Origin of the sequence: Roseisolibacter agri (assembly GCF_030159095.1) — a bacterium.
Lineage (GTDB): Bacteria > Gemmatimonadota > Gemmatimonadetes > Gemmatimonadales > Gemmatimonadaceae > Roseisolibacter > Roseisolibacter agri.
Genome location: NZ_BRXS01000004.1, coordinates 498,716 through 520,550 on the forward strand (window position 1 = coordinate 498,716; position 21,835 = coordinate 520,550).

Below are 21,835 nucleotides of genomic sequence, written 5' to 3' on the forward strand. Positions count from 1 at the left end.
TCCGATAGGGGAAACCGCCGACCGGCATCGTAGCCGTTCGGCGGCCCTTCAACTCCGGCCAAGATAGACCCGGCGGACGGGAGCGTCAACGCGCGGCCCGTGCGGAAGCGTACACTCCGTCACACCGTTTGGCAGGTGGCTAGCGCACCGCGGCCGCGATTTGTGCCCGCGCGACGTCGATCCGCGCCAGCGACCGCTCCCGGCCGAGCAGGTCGAGGACGTCGAACATGCCGGGGGTCGCCGTCACGCCGGTGAGGGCGAGCCGGAGCGGCTGGAAGAGCTTGCCCGCGCCCACGCCCTGCCGCTCCGCCTCCTGACGCAGCGCCTGCTCCATGGCGGCGGGCTCCCACGCGGGGAGCGCCTCGAGCGCCGCGCGTACGCCGGCCAGCGCCGCGTCCGCGGTCGCGGGATCCTTCATCCACAGCTTGGCGACGGCGTCGGCGTCGTAGTCCAGCGTGTCGCGCAGGTAGGGCACCGACTGCTTCACCAGCTCGTCGATCGTGCGCGAGCGCACGCGCAGCAGCTCTAGCAGCTTCGCGTACCACTCGGGCCGTGCTGCCAGCGACGCCGCCGTGGCCACGCCGGCCGCCTCCATCGCGGCGCCCACGCGCGGCCCCAGCTCGTCGAGCGGCATGCGCATCAGGTGCTGGCCGTTCATCCACTCCAGCTTCTGCGGATCGAACACCGCGGCCTTCTTCGACAGCCCGTCCTCCGAGAAGAGCGCGACCATCTCGTCGCGCGTCATCACCTCGCGGTCCCCGCCCGGGCTCCAGCCCAGCAGGGCGAGGAAGTTGTTCATCGCCTCGGGCAGGATGCCGAGGTGCTGGTAGTCGCCGACCGCGGTCGCGCCGTGCCGCTTGGAGAGCTTCTTCCCGTCGGTGCCGTGGATCATCGGCAGGTGCGCGAACTGCGGCAGCGCGGCGCCGAGCGCCTCGTAGAGCAGGATCTGCTTCGGCGTGTTGGAGATGTGGTCGTCGCCGCGCATCACGAGCGTGATGTCCATCGCGATGTCGTCGGACACGACGGCCATGTTGTAGATGGGCGTCGCGTCGGAGCGCAGCACGATGAAGTCGCCCTCGCCGATGTCCTTGTTCGGGAAGGCGATGCGGCCGTGCACGAGGTCCACCCACGACGTCTCGCCGTCGGGCATGCGGAAGCGCACGACGAACGGCATGCCGGCCGCGACGCGACGCTGCACCTCGTCCGCCGGCAGCCGGTCGCAGCGCCGGTCGTAGCGGAACGCGTCGCCGCGCGCCTCTGCCGCCGCGCGCTGCTCGTCGAGCTCCGCGGGCGTGCAGAAGCAGCGGTAGGCGGCGTTCGCGTCGAGCAGGCGCTGCGCGTCGGCGCGGTGGCGCTCGAGGTTCGCGCCCTGGTAGACGGGCGGCTCGTCCCAGTCGAGCCCGAGCCACTCCAGCCCCTCGAAGATCGCGCGCGTGGAGGCGTCCGTGCTGCGCGCGCGGTCGGTGTCCTCGACGCGCAGCAGGAACTGGCCGCCGTGCTTGCGCGCGTACAGCCAGTTGAAGAGCGCGGTGCGCGCGCCGCCGACGTGCAGGTAGCCGGTCGGCGACGGGGCGAAGCGGAGACGGGGAACGGTAGCCATCGGGCGCGGGCTGGGAATGCGGAGTGGGTACGGCGAAGCGGGTCCGCCGAGGTGCTGGCGGGCCCGCTGTCCGGAAGTCTAGCGGCCCCCAGCGCCGAGCGCCTCGCGCCCCGCCGGCAGGAGCTCGACGCGGAAGCTCGCGTTGACCCAGCGGAAGGTGATCGCGCCCTTCTTGCCGAGCTGCGTGAGCAGCATCTTCGCCAGGCCGCGCGAGCCGCGCGGGATCTCCGCCGCCAGCCGTTCCTCGAGCAGCGTGGTCTCGGCGCGGCCGTCGGGGGCCGCGTCCAGGAGCGGTGCGACGATCGCGAGGGCGAGGCGCTGCCGGTCGTTGAGTGTCATGCCGGAAAGATACCGGGTCCGGGCGCGCCGTCGGGACGCGCACGAACCCTGCGCCACGCCGACGGTGTATCACGCCTGCCGACCCGGCGACACCCTTCGCGCCTCCGAACATGACGACGCCCCAGACGAACGCCCCCACGACGACCGCTGGCCTCGACGCCACCGCCCAGCGCACCGAGATCGCCGTCCTGGCAGGCGGCTGCTTCTGGGGCGTCGAGGAGATCCTGCGCGCGGTGCCCGGCGTGCTCGACACCGACGTCGGCTACACGGGCGGCTGGCTCGAGAACCCGACGTACCACGACACGCACGACAGCAAGTCGGGGCACGCGGAGTCGGTGCGCATCACCTTCGATCCGGACGTTCTGAGCTACGAGACGCTGCTGGAGCAGTGGTTCTTCAAGCTCCACGACCCGACGACGAAGAACCGGCAGGGGAACGACGTGGGCACGCAGTACCGCTCCGCGATCTTCCCGCAGTCGCCCGAGCAGCGCGAGATCGCCGAGCGCGTGATCGCGCGCGTGGACGCCGCGGGGAAGTGGCCGCGGCCGATCACGACGACCATCGAGCCGGCGGCGACGTGGTACAGCGCGGAGCCGGAGCACCAGGACTACCTGCAGCGCCATCCGAACGGCTACACCTGTCACTGGATGCGCGACTGACGGCGAACGGGCGGTGCCAGGGCGCTGGCGGGACGGCGGCCGCGCCCTAAGCTTCGCGGCTCACTCCAGCCGCCCGTCCGTGCTCCGTCCCGTCGTTCCGATCCTGCGCGCCGCGGTCCTCGCGCTCCTCGTCGTCGCGAGCGCGGCGCGCCCCACGTCCGCTGCGGCGCAGGCGTCCGCGTCGCGGCCGAACATCGTCGTCGTCTTCACGGACGACCTGGGCTACGGCGACCTCTCGTCGTACGGCCACCCGTCGATCCGCACGCCGCACATCGACGGCCTGGGCGCGCAGGGCGTGCGCCTGACGTCGTTCTATGCCGCCGCCTCGGTCTGCACGCCGAGCCGCGCCGCGCTGCTCACCGGCCGCTACGCCGCGCGCACCGGGCTGACACGCGTGCTCTTCCCGTCGGCGGACACGGGCTTCGCCGCGAGCGAGGTGACGATGGCCGAGGCGCTGCGCGCGCGGGGCTACCGCACGGCGGCGGTGGGGAAGTGGCACCTCGGCGCGCGCGCGCGGTTCCTGCCGACCGCGCACGGCTTCGACACGTTCTTCGGCGTGCCGTACTCGAACGACATGGACGCGGCGCAGGGCTACGCGCCGCTCCCGCTGCTGCGCGACACGAGCATCGTCGAGCAGCCGACGGACCAGTCGACGCACACGACACGCTTCACCGACGAGGCGATCCGCGTCGTGCGCGAGTCGCGCGGGCGGCCGTTCTTCGTCTACCTCGCGTACACGATGCCGCACGTGCCGCTGCATCCGTCGGCGGCGTTCCGCGGCCGCTCGCGCGCGGGCGCGTACGGCGACGTGATCGAGGAGCTCGACGCGAACGTCGGCCGCCTGCTGGCGGCGCTGCGGCAGGCCGGCGTGGAGCGGAACACGATCGTCGTCTTCACGAGCGACAACGGCCCGTGGCAGAGCATCCCGAAGGCGCACGTCGCGAACGGGATGCAGCCGTGGGACGGCGGCTCGGCGGGGCCGTTCCGCGGCGCGAAGTTCTCGACGTACGAGGGCGGCTTCCGCGTGCCCGCGGTGGTGCGCTGGCCCGCGCGCATTCCCGCGGGCCGCACGAGCGGCGAGCTGGCGACGACGATGGACCTCTACACGACGCTGCTGCGCGCCGCGGGCGCACGGGTTCCCGGCGACCGCGTGGTGGACGGCCACGACATCCTGCCGATGCTCGCGGGACGCGGGCCCACGCCGACCACCGAGCTGTTCTACATGTGGAACGACAGCGTGGAGGCGGTGCGCGACGTGCGCTGGAAGCTGCGCCTCACCAACCGCGGGCGCGCGGGCGTGGCCGCGGGCGCCGCGCCGGTGCCGGAGCTCTACGATCTCGACGTCGATCCGGGCGAGCGATACGACGTCGCGGAGCAGCATCCCGAGATCGTCGCGCGGCTGCGCGCGCGCATCGCGGCGTTCGTGCGCGAGCTGGGCACGCGCGGACCCGCGACCTCCTAGCGAGCCTCCCGACGGCGGAACGTGCTCCAGAGGCCGCGCAGCGAGAGCACGGCGCCGAGCGCGCCGGTCGTGCCGAGCGCGAGGAGCGTCCACACGAAGAAGAAGCCGCGTCCGGCGCTGCGCGGTCCGCCCACGTGGTGCAGGACCGGCAGCCCCGCGGCGAGGAGCCCGAGCAGCAGCGTGACGACGTAGCCCAGCCGCCGCCCCGCGAGCTCCAGGGTGCCGTAGGTCGACACCAGCACGATCGCCAGGAAGGTGAACGTCCCGGCGCGGGTCATCGCGTCGAGGCCGTAGATGAAGTCGTGCGCGAGGTGCACGGTGAAGAGCACGATCGTGAGCAGCGACGCGACGGTGAGCGAGACGTTCTGCTTCATGCGGGGAGACGGATGTCAGTGGTGGGAGCCGCGGCCGCGCGGCGACGGCGATCGCGGTAGCGCCAGAGGTACACGGGCATCAGCAGGAGGGGCAGCAGGGCGAGCACCGTCGGCACCGGCTTCACGCGCAGCAGCGCGGGCACGGCCTGCGGCTGACCCAGGAAGAACGAGCCGGACGCGACGAAGGTCGCGAAGCACATGCGCCAGAGGTGGCGCCGCACGCGCGCCGGGCCGCGCGGCATGCCGCGGCGTGCGACGCGCACGTCGCCCCACCAGCCGAGCAGCATCACCAGCGCGTTGAGGAAGCTCGCGACGGCGATCGAGCGCGCCGGCACGCCGCCCTCGCTTTCCGTCGCGATCGTGAGCCGGGCGACGCCGCCCGCGACGAAGGCCAGCGCCAGCGGCAGCGCGGCGATCCGCAGCGCGGCGTTCAGGCGCGCGATGCGGGGCGCGTCGGGGAGGAACGTCGTGACCGCCGTCGCGACGAGGTAGGTCACGAGCACCGCCGCGAGCACGTTGCCGTACTTCCCGCGGTCGATGCCGACGATCGTCGCGCCGAGGGCCATCACGAGCATGCCGGCGACGAAGGCCCAGCCGGCGCGCCGGTGCAACGTGCCGCCCTTGCGCGCCAGGAGCGCGCCGTAGCCCGCGATCACCGCGAGGACCCCGCCGGCGATGTGCACGGCGAGCATGGGGGTCAGGTGGCTCTTCATGTCGGCGACCGTACGGCCGCGGCGCGACCCCGCGCAATCGAATGGGGAGGAGCGGCGGGAAAGCGTGGCGAGCGGCGCGCGGACGGGCGCGGGCGCGCCGCTCGCCACGGATCTCCGCCGGTCGTCCCGCGCCTCTTGAGGCAGGCGGTGCGCGGGGCGTAATTCGCGCCGGCCCTCCACCCACGGGAGTCGTGACCGCCTCCGCATCGCCCATCTCGTTCCGGAAGATCATCGCGATCTGGCTGGTGGCCGCGACCGTCGCGCTGCTCCAGTCGGCGACGCAGCTCGTGCACCTGCGGGCTGACCGGCGCAACTGGATCCTGGTCGTCCCGACCTTCGTCGGCTGGATGCTGTGGGCGGTGCTGACGCCGACCGTCATCCGCCTCACCCGCCGCGTGCCGATCGTGCGCGCGCGGCTCGCGCGAGCGCTCGTGGTGCACCTGGGGGCCGCCCTCGGGTGCGTCGTGCTGCTCGGCAGCTTCTGGGAGACGATCTCGCGCACGCTCGTCGCGGCGGGCGCCGGCACGTCGGGCTTCTGGCGCCAGGTGCTGAGCCCCGTGGGCCACGCGATGGTGGGCTTCGTCACGTACGGCTGCATCGTCGCCGCGGTGACCGCGTACGACGCGGTCGAGCGCTCACACCGCGCGGCGCTCGCCACGGCGCGCCTGGAGCGCGACGTCGCGCAGGCGCGCGAGCAGGCGATCAAGATGCAGGTGCACCCGCACTTCCTCTTCAACACGCTGCACGCGGTCTCGGTGCTGATCACCGAGGATCCCGCGACCGCGCGCGCGATGGTGGTGCACCTCGGCGACTTCCTGCGCGCGACGCTGGCGCGGGCGGGCCTCGCGGAGGTGCCGCTGCGCGACGAGCTGGAGCTGCTGGCGCACTACCTCGACGTCGAGCGGCTCCGCTTCGGCGACCGGCTCGTGGTGGAGGTCGACGCGACCGACGAGGTGCTCGACGCGTACGTGCCCGACCTGATCCTGCAGCCGCTGGCGGAGAACGCGATCAAGCACGGCGTGTCGACGCGCACGGGCGCCCATCGCATCCGCGTGTGCGCGGTCCGACGCGGGGCACGGCTCGAGCTGACGGTGGAGGACGACGGCGCGAACGACGTGCCCTCCGACGTGCGCGAGGGGATAGGCCTGCGGTCCACGCGCAGCCGTCTCGCGCACCTCTACGGCGACGAGGGCATGCTGACGCTGGCGCCGCGCCCCGACGGCGGCGCGCGGGCGACCGTCTCGCTGCCGTACCACGTGGCGCCCGTCGACGGCGATCGCGATGCGGAGGGCGAGGACGATGTCGCGTGAGACGTCGCGTGACGTGCCGCGCGAATGGCGGGTCGCGATCGTCGAGGACGAGCCGATCGCGCGGCTGGGATTGCGCCGCATGGTGGAGGCGGCGCCCGGCGCGACGCTCGTCGGCGAGGCGACGTCGGCGCCCGACGCCGTGCGCCTGCTGCGCGACACGCAGCCCGACATCGTCTTCCTGGACGTCAACCTGCCCGGCGGCGACGCGTTCGACGTGCTCGCGCGCGCGTCGCTCGCCGCACCGCCGGCGACGGTGCTCGTGACCGCGTTCGAGGAGTACGCCGTGCGCGCCTTCGACCTCGGCGTCGTCGACTACCTGCTCAAGCCGTTCGACGAGCGGCGCTTCCTGCGCTCGTGGGAGCGTGCGGTGGCGGCGCGCCTGGCCGCGACGCCGACCGACGGCCGGCCGGCCGCGCCGGTGGAGCCGCGGCTGCTGCTGCGCAAGGACGGGCGCGTGCACGCCGTCGCGCTGGCGGAGGTCGAGTGGATCGAGGCGGCGGACAACTACGTCCGGGTGCACGCGACGGCCGGCCGCTTCATGTGGCGGACGCCGCTGCGCCAGGTGGCCGACCGGCTCACCGCGAGCGGCTTCGCGCAGGTCAGCCGGTCGGCGCTCGTCAACGTGCGGTACGTGCGGCACCTCGTGCCGCTCGACTCGGGCGAGGGGCGCGTGCTGCTGAAGAGCGGGACCGAGCTCTCCGTGAGCCGGCGCTTCCGCGCGGCGTTCCAGGCCGCGCTGCGCGGCGGCGCAACCTGAGCGCCGCGCGAGGCGGTGGCGGCGCGCGGGACACGGCCGCAGCTTCACGGTCCACCCCCTTCATCGCCGGAGCGCTCGTGTCCCGCACCATCCTGCGCGCGGTCGCCGCCGCGCTGCTCTCCCTCGCGTCGGTCGCCGTCGCACCGCTGCCGGCGCAGCGCCCGACTTCGATGGCGGGCCGCTCCACCGTCTACGCGCCTAGCGCCGCGATCGCGACGAGCCAGCCGCTCGCCTCCGCCGCGGGCCTCGAGGTGCTGCGCCGGGGCGGCAACGCCGTCGACGCCGCCGTCGCCGCGGCCGCGGTGCTGAGCGTGACCGAGCCGCACATGACCGGCATCGGCGGCGACATGTTCGCGATCGTCTGGCTCGCGCGCGAGCGGAAGCTCGTCGCCATCAACGCCAGCGGACGCGCCGGCTCGCTGATGACGCGCGAGACGCTGCAGGCGCGCGGCTTCCGCGCCGGGTCGCAGCAGGGCGTCATGTCCGTGACCGTGCCCGGCGCGCTCGCGGGATGGGACCTGCTCCTGCGCACGCACGGGCGGCGCACGCTCGCGCAGGTGCTGCAGCCCGCCATCACGTACGCCCGCGACGGCTTCCCGGTCTCGCCGATCATCGCCGCGCAGTGGGCGAACGAGACGGCCTTCCTGCAGCGCGACTCCGCCGCGGCCGCGACCTTCCTTCCCGGCGGGCGCGCGCCGAAGGCGGGCGAGTGGTTCCGCAATCCCGACTACGCGCGCACGCTGCAGGCGATCGCCGACAGCGGCATCGGCACGTTCTACGGCGGCGCGCTCGGCCGGCGCATCGTCGCGCGGCTCGCCGCGCTGGGCGGCTTCGTCACGCTCGAGGACCTGCGGCGCAACGCGCCGTCGTGGGTGACGCCGATCTCGGTGCCGTTCCGCGGCCATCGCGTGTGGGAGCTGCCGCCCAACAACCAGGGCATCGCGGCGCTGGAGATGCTGCGCATCCTGGAGGCGTACGACCTCGCGGCGATGGGGCACAACTCGCCGGCCTACCTGCACCACCTGATTGAGGCGAAGAAGCTCGCGTACGCGGACCTCGATCGGTTCGTCGGCGACGCCGACCATCTCGCGATGCCGGCCGAGCAGCTGCTGACCGACGCGTTCGTCGCGGAGCGCAGGCGTCACCTCGATCCGGCGCGGGCGCGCGAGCAGGTCGATCCAGGCCCGCTGCGCACGAAGAGCGAGACGATCTACCTCGCGGTCGCGGACGCCGAGGGGAACATGGTCTCGTTCATCAACTCGAACTACGACTACTTCGGCTCGGGGATCGTGGTGCCGGGCACCGGCTTCGCGCTGCACAACCGTGGCGCGGGGTTCACGCTGACGCTGGGACTGCCGAACACCGTCGCGCCCGGGAAGCGCCCGTTCCACACGCTGATCCCCGGCTTCGTCACGCGCACCGTGAACGGCCGCGAGGAGCCGTACATGAGCTTCGGGCTGATGGGCGGCGGCGTGCAGGCGCAGGGGCACGTGCAGTTCCTGCTCAACCACTTCGTGTTCGGCATGGACCTGCAGGCCGCGATCGACGCGCCGCGCTTCCGGCACTACGACGGGCTGCGGGTGGCGCTCGAGCCACCGTTCACCGACGGCGTGCGCGCGGCGCTGACGGCGATGGGACACGTGCTCATCGAGCAGCCGACCATCGCGTTCGGCGGCGCGCAGGCGATCGTGCGGCTCCCACGCGGCTTCGCGGCGGGGAGCGACCCGCGGAAGGACGGGATGGCGGTCGGCTACTGAGGCGGCGGGGCAGGGGCGCCCGGTGGTTTCGTGGTTGCCCGAGCACATGCATCTTGGTGCCGCCGCCTCGGCGCGCGCTGCCCGATCCGCAGCCAGGCGCCGAGCGTGTACCTCGAGTACGCCGAGTACCTCGTGCGCGCGGGAGTCGACCCGATCTCCGTCAACCCGGACGCGGTGGACGCGACGCGGCGGCACGTCGCGGCCGCCGGGCAGCGGCTCCTGTCGGAATCCGTCCGCGGACGAGGCGACCGCAACGAGAGGAGGACACCATGAGAGTCCGCATCATCGCGTCGACGCTCGGGCTGGCACTGGTCACCGGCGTCGCATGGGGCCAGAACCCTCCACGGCAGCCGCCGCCACGGCAGCTGCCGCCGGCGGTGACGATCGACACCTTCAACGCCGTCACCGTGCAGAACCAGCGCAAGGTGCCGGTCGCCGTCTTCCTCGAGTACGGTCGGTTCGATCGGCGGCTCGGCGTCGTCCCGCCCTACGAGACGAAGTCGCTGTCGCTGCCGGGCGTGGCGGTGCGCGGAAAGGAGCGCGTGCACCTGTTCGTGCACCCCGAGGGGGAGGCGGCGGATCTGCAGTCGCAGGAGTTCAAGCTCCAGGCGCCCGTGCGGATCGCGCTCGTCGTCCCACCGGAGGGCGGGACGCCGGCCGAGCCGATGACCGAGGTGCTCGCGCCCGAGGCGCTGGCCGAGGCGACGCTGACCGTCGACAATCCCAGCCGTCGCAAGGTGACGGTGTACGCGCGACAGGGGCGATTCGACGTGCGGCTCGGCGACGTCGCGGCGAACAGTCGCGCGACGCTCCGCTTCCCGCAGTCGGTGGTGCTGGGCGGCCAGTCGCTCGAGTTCTTCGTGCACCCGGAAGGCGCGCTCGACCTGCACAGCCAGACCATGCGGGTCCGGAAGGGCGATCACCTCGCCATCCGGGTGCCGACCGGCTGACCCGTGCGCGGGCAGCGCGTGCCGCACGGGCCGCAACGCAGAACGCCGCCCATCGCTGGGCGGCGTCTGCGTGGAGCGGAGAGAGAGGGATTCGAACCCTCGATAGCGGTTTCCCACTATGCCGGTTTAGCAAACCGGTGCCTTCAGCCTCTCGGCCATCTCTCCAGAATTCGGGGCCGCCGTCGGGGCCGGCCGGCAGCGGAGGGCCAGGGACTCGAACCCTGAAGTCGCTCGCGCGACGGCGGTTTTCAAGACCGCTGCCTTAGCCATTCGGCCAGCCCTCCAGAGGGCGGTGCCAGGGCCGAAGTATGGCCGAGCGATGGGGTCGGCGCAACCCGTTGCGCGCCACCGTGCGCGGGGCGTAGCTACGCGCCTTCCCTCGCGCGTCTCCAGGCCGCTCGCACCCGACGTGCTCCCGCACCGCACCCGTAAGGCATCCACAGGCACCGCATGCGCGATCCGCAGCCGTACACCCGGCGCGACTTCCTCGCGACCACGGCGCTGGGCCTCGCCGGCTGCGCGACGGCCGGCCGCCGCGAAGACGACCGCGAGTGGCGCCTGTACGTCGGCACGTACACGGCCGGGACGACCAGCCGCGGGATCCATCGCCTCGCGGTGGACCGCGCGACCGGCGCGATGCGGCTCGACGGGGGCGTGGCGGCCGAGGTGGCGAACCCGTCGTACCTCGCGCTCGCGCCGGATGGACGGGCGCTCTACGCCGCGAGCGAGCTGACCGAGTTCGCGGGCGCCGCCTCGGGCGCGGTCGCCGGCTTCGCGCGCGACGCGGCGACGGGTGCGCTGGCGCCGCGCGGCGCGCGCGCCTCGCGGGGCGGGGCGCCGTGCTACGTCTCGGTCGACCGCACGGGGCGGTACCTGCTGGTGGCCAACTACGTCGGCGGCAGCGTCGCCGTGCTCCCGCTGGCCGCCGACGGCTCGGTGGGCGAGGCGACGAGCGTCGTCCAGCACACGGGGCGGGGCCCGCACGCGCAGCGGCAGACCGCGCCGCACGCGCACTGCATCGTCCTCGATCCCGCGAACCGCTTCGCGCTGACCGCGGACCTGGGGATCGACCGGATCCTGGTTTACGGCTTCGACGCCGCGACGGGGACACTGCGCCCCGCGGCGCAGCCGCCGCTCGCGCTGCGCCCCGGTGCCGGTCCGCGCCACCTCGCCTTCGCGCCGGACGGCCGCACGCTCTACGTCGTGAACGAGCTGGACTCGACGCTGGTCGCGCTCGACTACGATCCCGCGACGGGCGCGCTGCGCGAGCGGCAGGCGCTCTCCACGCGGCCGGCGGGCGCCACCGGCGACAACTTCCCGGCCGACCTCCACGTCCATCCGGGCGGCCGCACGGTCTACGCGTCGAACCGCGGCGACGACACGCTCGCGGTGTTCGCGGTCGCCGGTGACGGGCGGCTGTCGCTCGCGCAGACGGTGCCCACCGGCGGGCGGTGGCCGCGCAACTTCGCCCTCGATCCGGCGGGGCGCCTGCTGCTGGCCGCCAACCAGCGCTCGGACTCGGTCGTCGCGTTCCGCATCGAGGAGGCGACGGGGCACCTCACGCCCACGGGCGCCAGCGTGACGGTGCCGGCGCCGGTCTGCCTCCAGTTCGCGGACGGTCGCTGAGCGGGCCGCCGGCGCGACCCCTCAGGTCGCGTCGTCCGGGGTCGCCAGGTGCACGAAGAAGGGCGCGAGCGCCTCGGTGCGGCACCAGCCGCGCGCCGGGCGCACGGCGACCATCAGCGGGACGTCGGGCTTCGGGACGTGCGCGTACGCCGTCCAGAACGCCTGCTCCAGCGGCAGGAACGCGGCGTAGTCGATGCTCGCCTCGGCCGACGCGGCGTCCACCACGAACACCAGGCGGCGATAGCGGCCGTCCTGGCGCAGGTGGGGCACCACGGTCGCCTCGCCGCCGAAGACCGCGATCGCGAGCCCGCCGAGGGCGCGGTAGAACGGCTCCAGCCGGTGGCGCGCGACGTACTGCGCGGCGGCGAGCCGGGGGTTCGCGTCGCCCGAGCCCAGGACGCGGCGCCGGCGCCGGTCGGTCTGCGCGTCGGCAGCGTGCGAGTCCCGCCCGGGAAACTCGGGCGCGGGGGGCTGGGCGTCGTGCATCTGACCTCCGGGGCAGGCGCCGGCGGGCGCGGGCATTCGTCCGCGCGCTGCGGCGCACCACCCGCGATGCTCGCAAGCGCCGCACCGGCGACGCCCCGCCGCGGCGACGTCCCCCGACGCCCGAGGGGCCGTGACCCGGTCGGCCACGGCCCCTCGTGCGCTGCGTCACTCGCGATGCGGGAACGTCAGGGTGTCTTCGGCGCGGGCGCCGCGCCCTTCGTCCCCGGCAGCGCCGCGGTGTCCGCCGGGATCAGCGGCTCCAGCGGGCTCTCCTGCGGCACCAGCGACGGCGTGGACGCGCGGTCGAAGCCGAACTCGCGCGTCCGGCGCGTCGCGCGCGCGACCTGCTCGGCCTCCGTGAAGATGCGCTGCGCCTCCTGCGGGCGGCCGGCGCGCTGCAGCGCCTCCGACATCATGATGCCCGTGATCGTGTACAGGTCGGGAATGCCGACGCTCGGCACGTCCACCCAGTCGCCGCGCTTGATGAGCGCCTTCGGCCCCTCGAACACCTGCGTCCAGAGCGCCGTGGAGCGCGGCAGGTCGACGTAGCCCTCGCCGGGGATCGCCACGGTGTCGCGTCCCGCGACCACGGGCGCCGCCGTCAGCTTGCGCGCGAGGCCCTGCGTCAGGACGTAGCCCTGCAGCCCCAGGTCCTGCGCGTACCCGCCCGACGTGCGGCTGAAGTACACCGGACGCTCCGGCCACCCGTCCTTGATCATCTGCAGCACCAGCAGGTCGGCGCGGTAGAGCTGCGGCTGCGTGATGGTCGCCGTGATGCCGTCCTTCTGGAACGTCTGCGGCTGCTGCAGCGCGTAGCCCAGCGGGATCGCGTCCAGCTCCTGCATCGTCAGCTTGAGCGGCGGGCCGCTCGGCTTCGTCCACTGCTGGCCGCGGTAGATCGCCGGGCCCTTGGCCGCGTCGTACTCGTACACCGGGCGGCGCACCATCTGGCGCGCGTACCAGTCGGTGTTGAGCAGCGACGTGTTGGCGATCAGGACGTCCTTGCGGATGCCCTCGACCTCCTGCGCGTACCAGAGCGGGAAGGTGTCGTTGTCGCCGACCGTGACGAGGATGCCGTACGGCTCGACCGAGTTGAGCAGGTCCTTCGCGAAGGCGGCCGTGTCCTCGTGGCCCGCGCGCGACGCCTGCTGCCAGTTGCCCACGAGCGGGATCAGCGCCAGCGCGAGCACCGGCGACGCGACGAGCCAGCTGCGGTCGCGCGGCACGTCCACGTACTCGCGGCCCAGCCGCACGCGCTCGGAGCCGAGCACCGCGGCGACGGACTCCCACACCCAGATCAGGCCGAGCGCGGCCCACACGCCCCAGGTCGAGAAGCTCCAGATGTAGAAGTAGTCGCGGTCGCGCACCTCGCGCGGCACCGAGCCCCCCAGGTCCGGCGCCTGCGACGCGCCGTACTTGAAGTTCATGTAGTAGATGAGCGCGAACGTCACCGTGAACACGAGCGGCCCGAAGAACCAGAACGACTGCCGGTCGCGCTTCCAGTGCACCCAGCCGCCCACCAGGCCCAGCGCGAGGAAGAGCACCGCGAGGCCGTTCTGGATGCCCTGGCGCTCCAGGTGCGCGTCGCGGTTCCACTGCCACTTGAAGTACAGCCACCACATCCCGACCTGCGCCGGGAAGGGCGCCTGCCGCTCGGAGAGCGACGGCTTGCCGTACTGCTCGCGGTCGATGTTCGCCTTGAGGCGCGTCCAGGTGAGCTTGTCGAACGTGCAGTCCGCCGCGATCTGCGTGGTGCAGGCGGTGGGCTCGCCCTCGTTGAGCGCGGGGAAGTGGGCCGCGCGGATGGGCTGCGTGAGGAACGGCGTGAGGCCGAGCGCGAACGCGAGCGCGCCGCGCACGAGCAGGCGCCAGTTGAGCAGCGTCGTGGGGCGGCGCAGCAGCACCGCGGCGCCCACGGCGGGCGCCACGAGCAGGCCGGCCGGGTGGTTCGTGTAGCCCAGGCCGATGAGGTACGCGGCCAGCACGAGCAGGCGGTTCGCCTTCGGGCCGTCCGGCTCGTCGCACCAGCGCACCGTCAGCCAGCTGACGATCGCGAAGAAGAACAGCGAGACGGTGTAGACCTTCTCGTTGACGACGCTCTGGTTCCAGACCGTGAACGCCGTGGCGCCGAGCAGCGCGGCAGCCGCGCCGCCGGTGATGCGCTGCCACCGCCGCGGCAGCCAGCTCACGAGCACGCGCTCGGCGACGAGGAACCAGACGCCGGCCGAGAGCGCGGAGCAGACGGCCGCGAGCACGTTGATCTTCATCGCCACGCTCCCGCCGAGCGGCAGGATCGCGAAGACGCGGCCGATGAGGATGAAGAACGGGTTGCCCGGCGGGTGCGGGATCCCGAGCACGTAGGCCGCGGCGATGTACTCGCTGGCGTCCCACATGGCCGTGGACGGGGCCAGCGTGAGCAGGTACAGCCCGAGGATGGCGAGCGACACGACGGCGGCGGCGCCGTACGACGGGCGGTAATCCAGTTCGGCGCTCGGCGCCTGGCTGGCGGCCCGTTCGGCGGCGGCGAGTCGCTCGGGGCGGACGGTGGCGGACATCGGGGACGCGGAGAGGTCGGGGAGGCTGGAACGAAGCGCCTAAGTTAGCGGCCGGGGATGGTTTAGGGGAGCAAAGCGGCCGTGGCCGCCGCTCTAGTGCCGGAAGAGCCGCTGCCCCGTGAATACCATCGCCATCCCGTGCGCGTTCGCCGCCTCGATCACCTCGGCGTCGCGGACCGAGCCGCCGGGCTGCACGATCGCGCGCACGCCGGCCTCCGCCGCCTGGTCGACGCCGTCGCGGAACGGGAAGAAGGCGTCCGACCCGAGGACGACGCCCTCCAACGCGTGGCCGGCCTGGCGCGCCTTGTGGGCGGCCATGAACGACGCGTCCACGCGCGACATCTGCCCCGCGCCGATGCCGAGCGTCATGCCGCCGCGGGCGAGCACGATCGCGTTCGACTTCACGCTGCGCACCGCGCGCCACGCGAAGCGCAGGTCGGCCAGCTCCTCGTCGGTCGGCTGGCGCGTGGTCACGACCTTCCACCCGTCGCCGATGACGGCCGCGGGCATGCGGTCCTGCACCAGCAGCCCGCCGCGCACGCGCTTGTAGTCCAGCGCCCGCGGATCGGCCGGCGCCGAGCCTTCGAGGATGCGGAGGTTCTTCTTGCGGCCGAGCGTCTCGACCGCGCCCTCGCTGAACGCCGGCGCGACGACGCACTCCACGAACAGCCGCGAGATCTGCTCGGCTGCCTCGTCGTCCACCGGGACGGTGAGCGCGATCACCGAGCCGAAGGCGCTCACGGGATCGCAGGCGAGCGCCTTCTCGTACGCCTCGCGCGCCGTCGCGCCCACGGCGAGCCCGCACGGCGTCGTGTGCTTGATGATCGCGCAGCACGCGCCCTGCTCGCCGTCGGCGAACGGCTCGGCGGCCAGCAGCGCGCCCTCGAGGTCGAGGAGGTTGTTGAACGACAGCTCCTTGCCGCCCTTCTGCGCCAGCGCGCCCAGGCCCGCGCCCTTCCGCTCGACGTAGAACGCCGCCTGCTGGTCCGGATTCTCGCCGTAGCGCAGCGACTGCGCGCGCTCGAACGCGAGCGACAGCCGCTCCGGGAAGCGGTCCTCGGCCTGCTCGGCGAACCACGCGGCGATCGCCGCGTCGTAGGCGGCCGTGTGCGCGAAGACCTTGGCCGCCAGCTCGCGGCGCAGCGCCGCGCCGGCGGCCGCGTCGCCGTCGCGCAGCGTCTCCAGCACGCGGCCGTAGTCGGCGGGATCGACCACCACGGTCACGGCGCTGAAGTTCTTGGCGGCGGATCGCAGCATCGACGGCCCGCCGATGTCGATCTGCTCGATGACCTCCTCGGGCGTGACGCCGCCGCGCGCGACGGTCTCGCGGAACGGATACAGGTTCACGACCACGAGGTCGATCGGCGCGATGGCGTGCTCGCCGATGGCGGCCATGTGCTCGGGCAGGTCGCGGCGCGCGAGCAGCCCGCCGTGCACCGCGGGGTGCAGCGTCTTCACGCGGCCGTCGAGCATCTCGGGGAAGCGCGTGACGTCGCTGACGTCGGCCACGGTGAGGCCCGCCTCGCGCAGCGCGCGCGACGTGCCGCCGGTGGAGATCAGCTCCCAGCCGAGCGACGCGAGGGCGCGCGCGAGGTCGACGAGGCCGGACTTGTCGGAGACGGAGAGGAGGGCGCGTGGCATCGGGCCTCGAGAAGCCTCAGGAAGTGAGCGCCGCGTCGAGGCCCGCGTCGGCGGGCGCCCAGGCGGCGGGCAGGGCGAAGGGAGGGACGTCGGGCGGGAAGGCGAACGCGCCCGCGACGCGGCCATCGGCGTCGAGCGAGACCGCGCCGGCGGCGACGGCCTGCACGACGCGCGGCAGCAGCGCGTGCTCGGCGCGCAGCACGCGCGCGGCGAGCGTCTCGGGCGTGTCGCGCGCGGAGACGGGCACCGGCCACTGGGCCACGATGGCACCGCGATCGTAGTGCTCGTCGACGAAGTGCACGGTGGGACCGGAGACGCGGGCGCCGGCGGCGAGCACCGCGCGGTGCACGCGCGCCCCGTACATCCCCGGCCCGCCGAACGCGGGCAGCAGCGCCGGATGCACGTTCAGCATGCGGCCGTGGAAGCGCGCGGTGACCGCGGCCGGCACGAGCTTCAGGTAGCCCGCGAGCACCACCAGGCTCACGTCGTGCGCGCGGAGCAGCGCGTCCAGCGCGTCGGCGTCGGACGGGTCGTGCAGCACGGCCGTCGCGATGCCGCGCGCGCTGGCGCGTGCGAGCGCGCCGGCCTGCGGCTTGTCGGCGGCGACCAGCACCACGTCCGCGGCGCGCGCGTCGCCCAGCGCGTCCAGGTGGTCGAGCAGCGCCTGGAGGTTGGAGCCGCCGCCGGACGCCAGCGCCGCGATGCGCGCCCTCACGACGCGCCGCCGGCCGCCCGCATGCGCGCCAGCACGCGCTCGGCCGCCGCCTCGAGCGTCGTCGCGACGGCGAAGCTGTCGCGCGCGCGCTCCATGTCGTTGTACGGCGTGTCGGGCGACGGCACCAGCACCCCGTACGCGCCGAAGCGCGCGGCCGGCGCGACGTCGCGGTACTTGTCGCCGATGAACGCCGAGCGCGCGAGGTCGAGCGCGTGCTCGCTCGCCGCCTGCTGGAAGAGCGCGATGCCCGGCTTGCGGCAGCTGCACGCCTCGCCGAAGTCGGGGTGGTGCGGGCAGTGGTACGACGCATCGAGCGTCGCGCCCTGCGCGGCGAGCAGCTCGTCGAGCCGCGCGCGCACCGCCTCGTACTCGGCCTCGGTGAACTTCCCGCGCGCGATGCCCGACTGGTTCGTGACGACGACGATCGCCAGCCCGGCGTCGCGCAGCCGGCGCACCGCGCGCGCGGCGCCGGGGCGCAGGCGCACGCGGTCGGGATCGGCGAGGTAGTGCTCGTCGTCGATCAGGGTGCCGTCGCGGTCCAGGAAGACCGCGGGGCGCAGCGGAGCGGTGTCGTCGCGCACGGAGGGCGGGTCGGCGTTCAGCCGCGAGCGGGGAAGCGTCGCGCGGCGGGCAGGGCGCGGCGCGGAGCGCTCACGAGCGCGTTGGAGGTCGGCGCGTAGTGTCGCGCGGTGCCGGCGGCGTGCCGGCAGGCGGCGTGCGAACGGGCGGTGCGCCGGCCGGCGGCGTGGCCGCCGCCGGCGGACGCGCGCTGTCGGCCGGCGTCGCGGGTGGACGCGCGGGCTCCGCCTTTGGGGTGTTGAACGTGCGGTCGCTCGTGCGTGGACGGCCCGAGAGCGACTGCACCTGCCGCGCGGTCAGGCGGTACGCGGCCTGCGGCCGCAGCGGCGCCTGCAGCGTGAGCACGAGCTCCGTGGTCGGCGTGGGCTGGCGCATCACCGGCGGCGGGATGCGGCGCCGCGCCGACGTGTCGCGCGCCGCGCGGGCGATGGAGTCGACGCGCGCCACGCTGTCGCGCCGCGCCCGCGCCTGCGCGGCCGTGTCGGGCCGTGCGCGCGCCGCCGAGTCCGCGGTCGCCCGCGCGCGCCGCGCGACGAGGGAGTCGAAGGCGGCCGACGTGTTGACCGCGGTGATCGGCACGACGCTCGAGTCGGCCGCCTGCAGCGTGAACGACGCCAGCTGCAGCGGCTGCGACGGGAGCAGCGGCCGGTCGAAGGTCACGCGCAGCGACAGGCTGTCGCGCGGCGCCACGGTCACGATGCGCGGGCCGATGGTGTCGCGCACGAAGGCGTACAGCTCCGCGGCCGCGGTATCGTTGCGCGCCACCAGGTTCGAGGCCACCCGCACCGTGTCGAACGCCTCGCGCGGGTCGGCCGCGCGGTTCGCGTTCACGTCCACCACGCCCTTCACGAGGAAGGTCGCGATGGGAAGGTTGGTGATCGTGAAGCGGCCGACGCTGTCGGCGATGGTGTAGTAGACCGTGCTGTCGGCCGCGATGGCCTCGACGATGGCGCGCGCGGCGGGCTTGCCGTTCACCCAGTCGAACACCACGCCGCCGATGCGGTTGCGCGCGCGCGCCGGCCCGGTCGAGAACACGGCCACCGTCGCGCTGTCGCGCACGTTGTCGCGCAGGTCCGCGAGCCCCGGCAGCATCGTGATCGTGTACGTCGTGCTGTCGCGGAAGCCGCGCCGCGGGCGGATCGCGATGCGCTCGCGCCGCCAGTCCACCTCCACCGAGCCGACGCGCGGCGAGACGATGAACAGCGGCTCCAGCGGATCGCCGGCGCCCGCCGTGCCCGCGCCGCCGGAGCCGCCCACACCGGCGCCGCGCGGCGTCTCGCTCACGACCTCGTCGAAGGTGAAGACGACCTCCTTCGGCCGCGTGCCGGTCGCCCCGGTGTCCGGCGAGATGCGGAGGAGCTTCGGCGGCGAGCGGTCCTCGGGCCCGCCCGGCGGCACGCCGGGCGACGCGCACGCCGCGCCCACGATGGGGAGCAGCGTCACGAGCCCGAGGAGTGCGCGCCGCGCGCGCGATGGCTGCACGCGCGGCGTCACGCGCCGCCGCCCATGGCGGCGAGCGTCGCGGCCAGCTGCTCGCGGCGCCGCGACCAGTCGGCCTCCTTCTGCCGCTCGGCGTCCACCACGGCGGCGGGCGCGCGCGACACGAAGCCCTCGTTCGACAGCCGGCCGCGCAGCGCGCCCAGCTGCTTGTCGAGCTCCGCCAGCTCCTTCGTCAGCTTCTCGCGCTCCTTGTCGAGGTCCACGATCCCGCCGAGTGGAACGACCAGCTCCGTGCCGCCGCCGAGCACCTTCGTGGCCGCCGCGCCCGCGGGCTTCGCGTCCGCCACGGCGAGCGTGCTGCGCGTGAGCCGGCCCGCCAGCACCGCCTCCGACTCGAACAGCGCGCGCGTCGCCGCGTCGCGCACGACGAGCATCGCCTCGACCTGCTTGCCCGGCGCGACGTTGTACTCGGCGCGCACCTCGCGCAGCGCGCTCACCGCCTCGCGCACGAGCTCGAACTCCGCGGCGCCGTTGGACGATGCGTCCGCGCCACGCGCCTGCGGCCAGCTCGCGACCGTCAGGAACTCGCCCTGCGCGCGGCCCGGCAGCCGCTGCCAGAGCGACTCGGTGATGAACGGCACCACGGGATGCAGCAGGCGCAGCGCGCCGTCGAGCGCGTGCACGAGCACCGCGCGCGCGACCTCGCGGTCGTCCTCCGTCGCGCCCGCGCCGGCCAGCCGGCCCTTCGTGCTCTCCAGGTACCAGTCCGCCAGCTCGTTCCACACGAAGCGGCGCGCCGCCTCGGCGTACTCGTTCAGGCGCAGGCCCGCCGCGTGCTCGCCCTCGCGCCACTGCGACTCGCCGTGCGCCGACACGCCGCCTGCAGGCGTCGGGCGCGCGGGGCCGAGCGCCGCGTCGCAGTCCGCGATCGCCTGGTCCAGGCGCGCGAGGATCCAGCGGTCCGCGCGCGTGAGGCGCTCGGCCGCGACGTCGGCGAGCGGCGTCACCGCCTCGGTGCCGACGTTCTGCAGCAGGAAGCGGCCGATGTTCCAGAGCTTCGTGCAGAAGTTGCGGCCCGGCGCGAACGACTTCTCCAGGTCGTTGTGGTCGAGGATGACGTCCGCGCCCATGCCGAGGCCCGCGATCGCCGTCCAGCGGAGCGCGTCGGCGCCGTAGCGCTGCACGACCTCGATGGGATCGATCCCGTTGCCGAGCGACTTGGACATCTTGCGGTGCTGCGTGTCGCGCACCGTGCCGTGCAGGTAGACCGTGTGGAACGACGTGCGATCCTTGAACGCGTAGCCGGCCATGATCATGCGCGCGACCCAGAAGAAGAGGATCTCCGGGGCCGTCACGAGCACGTCGGACGGGAAGAACGCCTTCAGGTCGTCGCTGTCCTCGTTCGGCCAGCCGAGCGTGGAGACCGGCCAGAGCCACGACGAGAACCACGTGTCGAGCACGTCGTCGTCCTGGCGCACGCTCGCGCTGCCGCACGACGGGCACGCGCTGACGTCGTGCCGCAGCGCGTCGTGCCAGTTGCACGCGTCGCAGTAGAACACCGGGATGCGGTGGCCCCACCAGAGCTGCCGCGAGATGTTCCAGTCGCGGATGTTCTCCAGCCAGTGGACGTACACGCCCTCCCAGCGCTCGGGGAGGATGCGCGTCGCGCCCGAGCGCACGGCCTCCAGCGCCGGCGCGGCCAGCGGCGCCATCTTCACGAACCACTGGTCCGAGAGGCGCGGCTCGACGACGGTGTCGCAGCGGTAGCAGTGCCGCACGTTGTGCTGGTGCGCCTCGACCTTCACCAGGCGCCCCGCCGCGCGCAGCTGCTCCACCACCTTCTCGCGCGCCGCGAACCGGTCGAGGCCCGCGATGTCCGCCGGCACGCGCCCCTCGGCCTCGCTGACCTCCTTCATCGTGCCCGTCGCGTCGATGACGATCGGCATCGGCAGCGCATGGCGCCTGCCGACCTCGAAGTCGTTCGCGTCGTGCGCGGGCGTGATCTTCACGACGCCGGTCCCGAAGGCGGGATCGGTGTACTCGTCCGCGACGACCGGGATCGGGCGGTTCACCAGCGGCAGCGTCACCGTCTTGCCGACGATGTCGCGGTAGCGCTCGTCCTCGGGATGCACCGCCACCGCGACGTCGCCGAGCATCGTCTCGGGGCGCGTGGTGGCCACCGTGACGGTGCGCGTCGGGTCGTCGGTGAGCGGGTAGCTGACGTGATACAGCCTGCCCGCCGACTCCTGGAACTCCGCCTCCTCGTCGGAGAGCGACGTCATGCAGCGCGGGCACCAGTGGATGACGCGGTGGCCCTTGTAGATCAGGCCGCGCTCGTAGAGGCGCACGAACGCCTCGCGCACGGCGAGGCTCAGCTCGGGCGAGAGCGTGTAGCGCGTGCGCGACCAGTCGCACGACGCGCCGATCGCCTTCAGCTGCTGCAGGATGACGCCGCCCGTCTCCTCGACGAACTGCGCGGTGCGGCCGACGAACGCCTCGCGCCCGAGGTCATAGCGCGTCTTGCCCTCCTCGCGCGCGATCAGCTTCTCGACGACGTTCTGGGTCGCGATGCCGGCGTGGTCGGTGCCGGGGAGCCAGAGCGCCTCGTCGCCGGCCATGCGGCGCCAGCGCGTGACGACGTCCTGCACCGTGTTGTTCAGGCCGTGCCCCATGTGCAGCACCGCCGTGACGTTGGGCGGCGGCATGAGCACGACGAACGGGTCGCGGTCGCCGTCCAGGCGGTTGGTGCGACGGGGCTGCGCGGTGTAGACGCCCGCCTCCTGCCAGCGCGCGTAGATCGCGGGCTCGGTGGCGGCGGCGTCGTAGGTCGCGGGGAGGTCGAGCGGGGCGGGGGAGCTGTGGTCGGCCATCC

18 protein-coding genes and 2 tRNA genes are annotated in these 21,835 nt (G+C 73.9%); 7 read left to right on the forward strand and 13 right to left on the reverse strand.

Features of this window, described 5'->3' with window-relative positions:
• Positions 1-139: 139 nt before the first annotated feature.
• Positions 140-1,600: a glutamate--tRNA ligase gene (gene gltX / locus rosag_RS14375; protein ID WP_284350838.1), complete on the reverse strand. Its 1,461-nt coding sequence runs from the start codon at positions 1,598-1,600 to the stop codon at positions 140-142.
• 78 nt (positions 1,601-1,678) lie between these two features.
• A complete protein-coding gene (locus tag rosag_RS14380) occupies positions 1,679-1,939 on the reverse strand; it encodes a hypothetical protein (protein ID WP_284350839.1) in 261 nt (86 codons plus the stop codon).
• Positions 1,940-2,049: 110 nt separating this feature from the next.
• Here rosag_RS14380 and msrA point away from each other — a divergent pair, with 110 nt between their 5' ends.
• Both msrA and rosag_RS14390 read left to right on the forward strand, forming a co-directional pair.
• The gene (gene msrA / locus rosag_RS14385; protein ID WP_284350840.1) at positions 2,050-2,598 is read left to right on the forward strand and encodes a peptide-methionine (S)-S-oxide reductase MsrA; all 549 of its coding nucleotides are present in this window, start codon (positions 2,050-2,052) and stop codon (positions 2,596-2,598) included.
• 79 nt (positions 2,599-2,677) lie between these two features.
• A complete protein-coding gene (locus rosag_RS14390) occupies positions 2,678-4,060 on the forward strand; it encodes a sulfatase family protein (RefSeq protein ID WP_284350841.1) in 1,383 nt (460 codons plus the stop codon).
• On the opposite strand, the gene rosag_RS14395 is transcribed toward rosag_RS14390, so the two are convergent.
• Both rosag_RS14395 and rosag_RS14400 read right to left on the reverse strand, forming a co-directional pair.
• Positions 4,057-4,434: a hypothetical protein gene (locus tag rosag_RS14395; protein WP_284350842.1), complete on the reverse strand. Its 378-nt coding sequence runs from the start codon at positions 4,432-4,434 to the stop codon at positions 4,057-4,059. The two genes, rosag_RS14390 and rosag_RS14395, sit on opposite strands and share 4 nt — an antisense overlap.
• Positions 4,431-5,147, reverse strand: a complete 717-nt coding sequence (locus rosag_RS14400) for a DUF2306 domain-containing protein (protein WP_284350843.1) — start codon at positions 5,145-5,147, stop codon at positions 4,431-4,433. Before rosag_RS14400 ends, rosag_RS14395 begins: the two co-directional genes overlap by 4 nt.
• 191 nt (positions 5,148-5,338) lie before the next feature.
• Between rosag_RS14400 and rosag_RS14405 the strand changes: the two genes are divergently transcribed.
• From rosag_RS14405 to rosag_RS14420, 4 genes are all read left to right on the forward strand, one after another.
• Complete coding sequence (locus rosag_RS14405; protein WP_284350844.1) at positions 5,339-6,457, forward strand: sensor histidine kinase; 1,119 nt, start codon at positions 5,339-5,341, stop codon at positions 6,455-6,457.
• Positions 6,447-7,214 (forward strand): LytR/AlgR family response regulator transcription factor, encoded by a 768-nt coding sequence (locus rosag_RS14410; protein WP_284350845.1) that lies wholly within the window; start codon positions 6,447-6,449, stop codon positions 7,212-7,214. Before rosag_RS14405 ends, rosag_RS14410 begins: the two co-directional genes overlap by 11 nt.
• Before the next feature lie 77 nt (positions 7,215-7,291).
• Positions 7,292-8,971, forward strand: a complete 1,680-nt coding sequence (gene ggt, locus rosag_RS14415) for a gamma-glutamyltransferase (protein ID WP_284350846.1) — start codon at positions 7,292-7,294, stop codon at positions 8,969-8,971.
• 269 nt (positions 8,972-9,240) lie between these two features.
• Positions 9,241-9,921 (forward strand): hypothetical protein, encoded by a 681-nt coding sequence (locus rosag_RS14420; RefSeq protein ID WP_284350847.1) that lies wholly within the window; start codon positions 9,241-9,243, stop codon positions 9,919-9,921.
• Positions 9,922-9,997: 76 nt separating this feature from the next.
• On the opposite strand, the gene rosag_RS14425 is transcribed toward rosag_RS14420, so the two are convergent.
• A tRNA-Ser gene (locus rosag_RS14425) sits at positions 9,998-10,086 on the reverse strand.
• A 34-nt stretch (positions 10,087-10,120) separates the two neighbouring features.
• Positions 10,121-10,205 (reverse strand) — tRNA-Ser (locus rosag_RS14430).
• A 166-nt stretch (positions 10,206-10,371) separates the two neighbouring features.
• Between rosag_RS14430 and rosag_RS14435 the strand changes: the two genes are divergently transcribed.
• Positions 10,372-11,547 carry a lactonase family protein gene (locus tag rosag_RS14435; protein WP_284350848.1) on the forward strand — a complete coding sequence of 392 codons (1,176 nt, stop codon included), beginning with the start codon at positions 10,372-10,374 and terminating at the stop codon, positions 11,545-11,547.
• Between the two features lie 21 nt (positions 11,548-11,568).
• Here the strand turns inward: rosag_RS14435 and rosag_RS14440 are convergent, their stop codons facing one another.
• From rosag_RS14440 to rosag_RS14470, 7 genes are all read right to left on the reverse strand, one after another.
• A complete protein-coding gene (locus rosag_RS14440; protein ID WP_284350849.1) occupies positions 11,569-12,033 on the reverse strand; it encodes a hypothetical protein in 465 nt (154 codons plus the stop codon).
• A 185-nt stretch (positions 12,034-12,218) separates the two neighbouring features.
• The gene (locus tag rosag_RS14445; protein ID WP_284350850.1) at positions 12,219-14,588 is read right to left on the reverse strand and encodes a glycosyltransferase family 117 protein; all 2,370 of its coding nucleotides are present in this window, start codon (positions 14,586-14,588) and stop codon (positions 12,219-12,221) included.
• A gap of 93 nt (positions 14,589-14,681) precedes the next feature.
• The gene (gene purH / locus rosag_RS14450; protein ID WP_284350851.1) at positions 14,682-16,229 is read right to left on the reverse strand and encodes a bifunctional phosphoribosylaminoimidazolecarboxamide formyltransferase/IMP cyclohydrolase; all 1,548 of its coding nucleotides are present in this window, start codon (positions 16,227-16,229) and stop codon (positions 14,682-14,684) included.
• Positions 16,230-16,245: 16 nt separating this feature from the next.
• Positions 16,246-16,944 (reverse strand): phosphoribosylglycinamide formyltransferase, encoded by a 699-nt coding sequence (purN, locus tag rosag_RS14455; protein WP_284350852.1) that lies wholly within the window; start codon positions 16,942-16,944, stop codon positions 16,246-16,248.
• Entirely contained in the window at positions 16,941-17,525 is a 585-nt protein-coding gene (locus tag rosag_RS14460) for a D-glycero-alpha-D-manno-heptose-1,7-bisphosphate 7-phosphatase (protein ID WP_284350853.1), read from the reverse strand. Before rosag_RS14460 ends, purN begins: the two co-directional genes overlap by 4 nt.
• Positions 17,526-17,595: 70 nt before the next feature.
• Positions 17,596-19,005 carry an Ig-like domain-containing domain gene (locus rosag_RS14465; RefSeq protein WP_284350854.1) on the reverse strand — a complete coding sequence of 470 codons (1,410 nt, stop codon included), beginning with the start codon at positions 19,003-19,005 and terminating at the stop codon, positions 17,596-17,598.
• Between the two features lie 8 nt (positions 19,006-19,013).
• Positions 19,014-21,833 carry a valine--tRNA ligase gene (locus rosag_RS14470; protein ID WP_284350855.1) on the reverse strand — a complete coding sequence of 940 codons (2,820 nt, stop codon included), beginning with the start codon at positions 21,831-21,833 and terminating at the stop codon, positions 19,014-19,016.
• Positions 21,834-21,835: the final 2 nt, after the last annotated feature.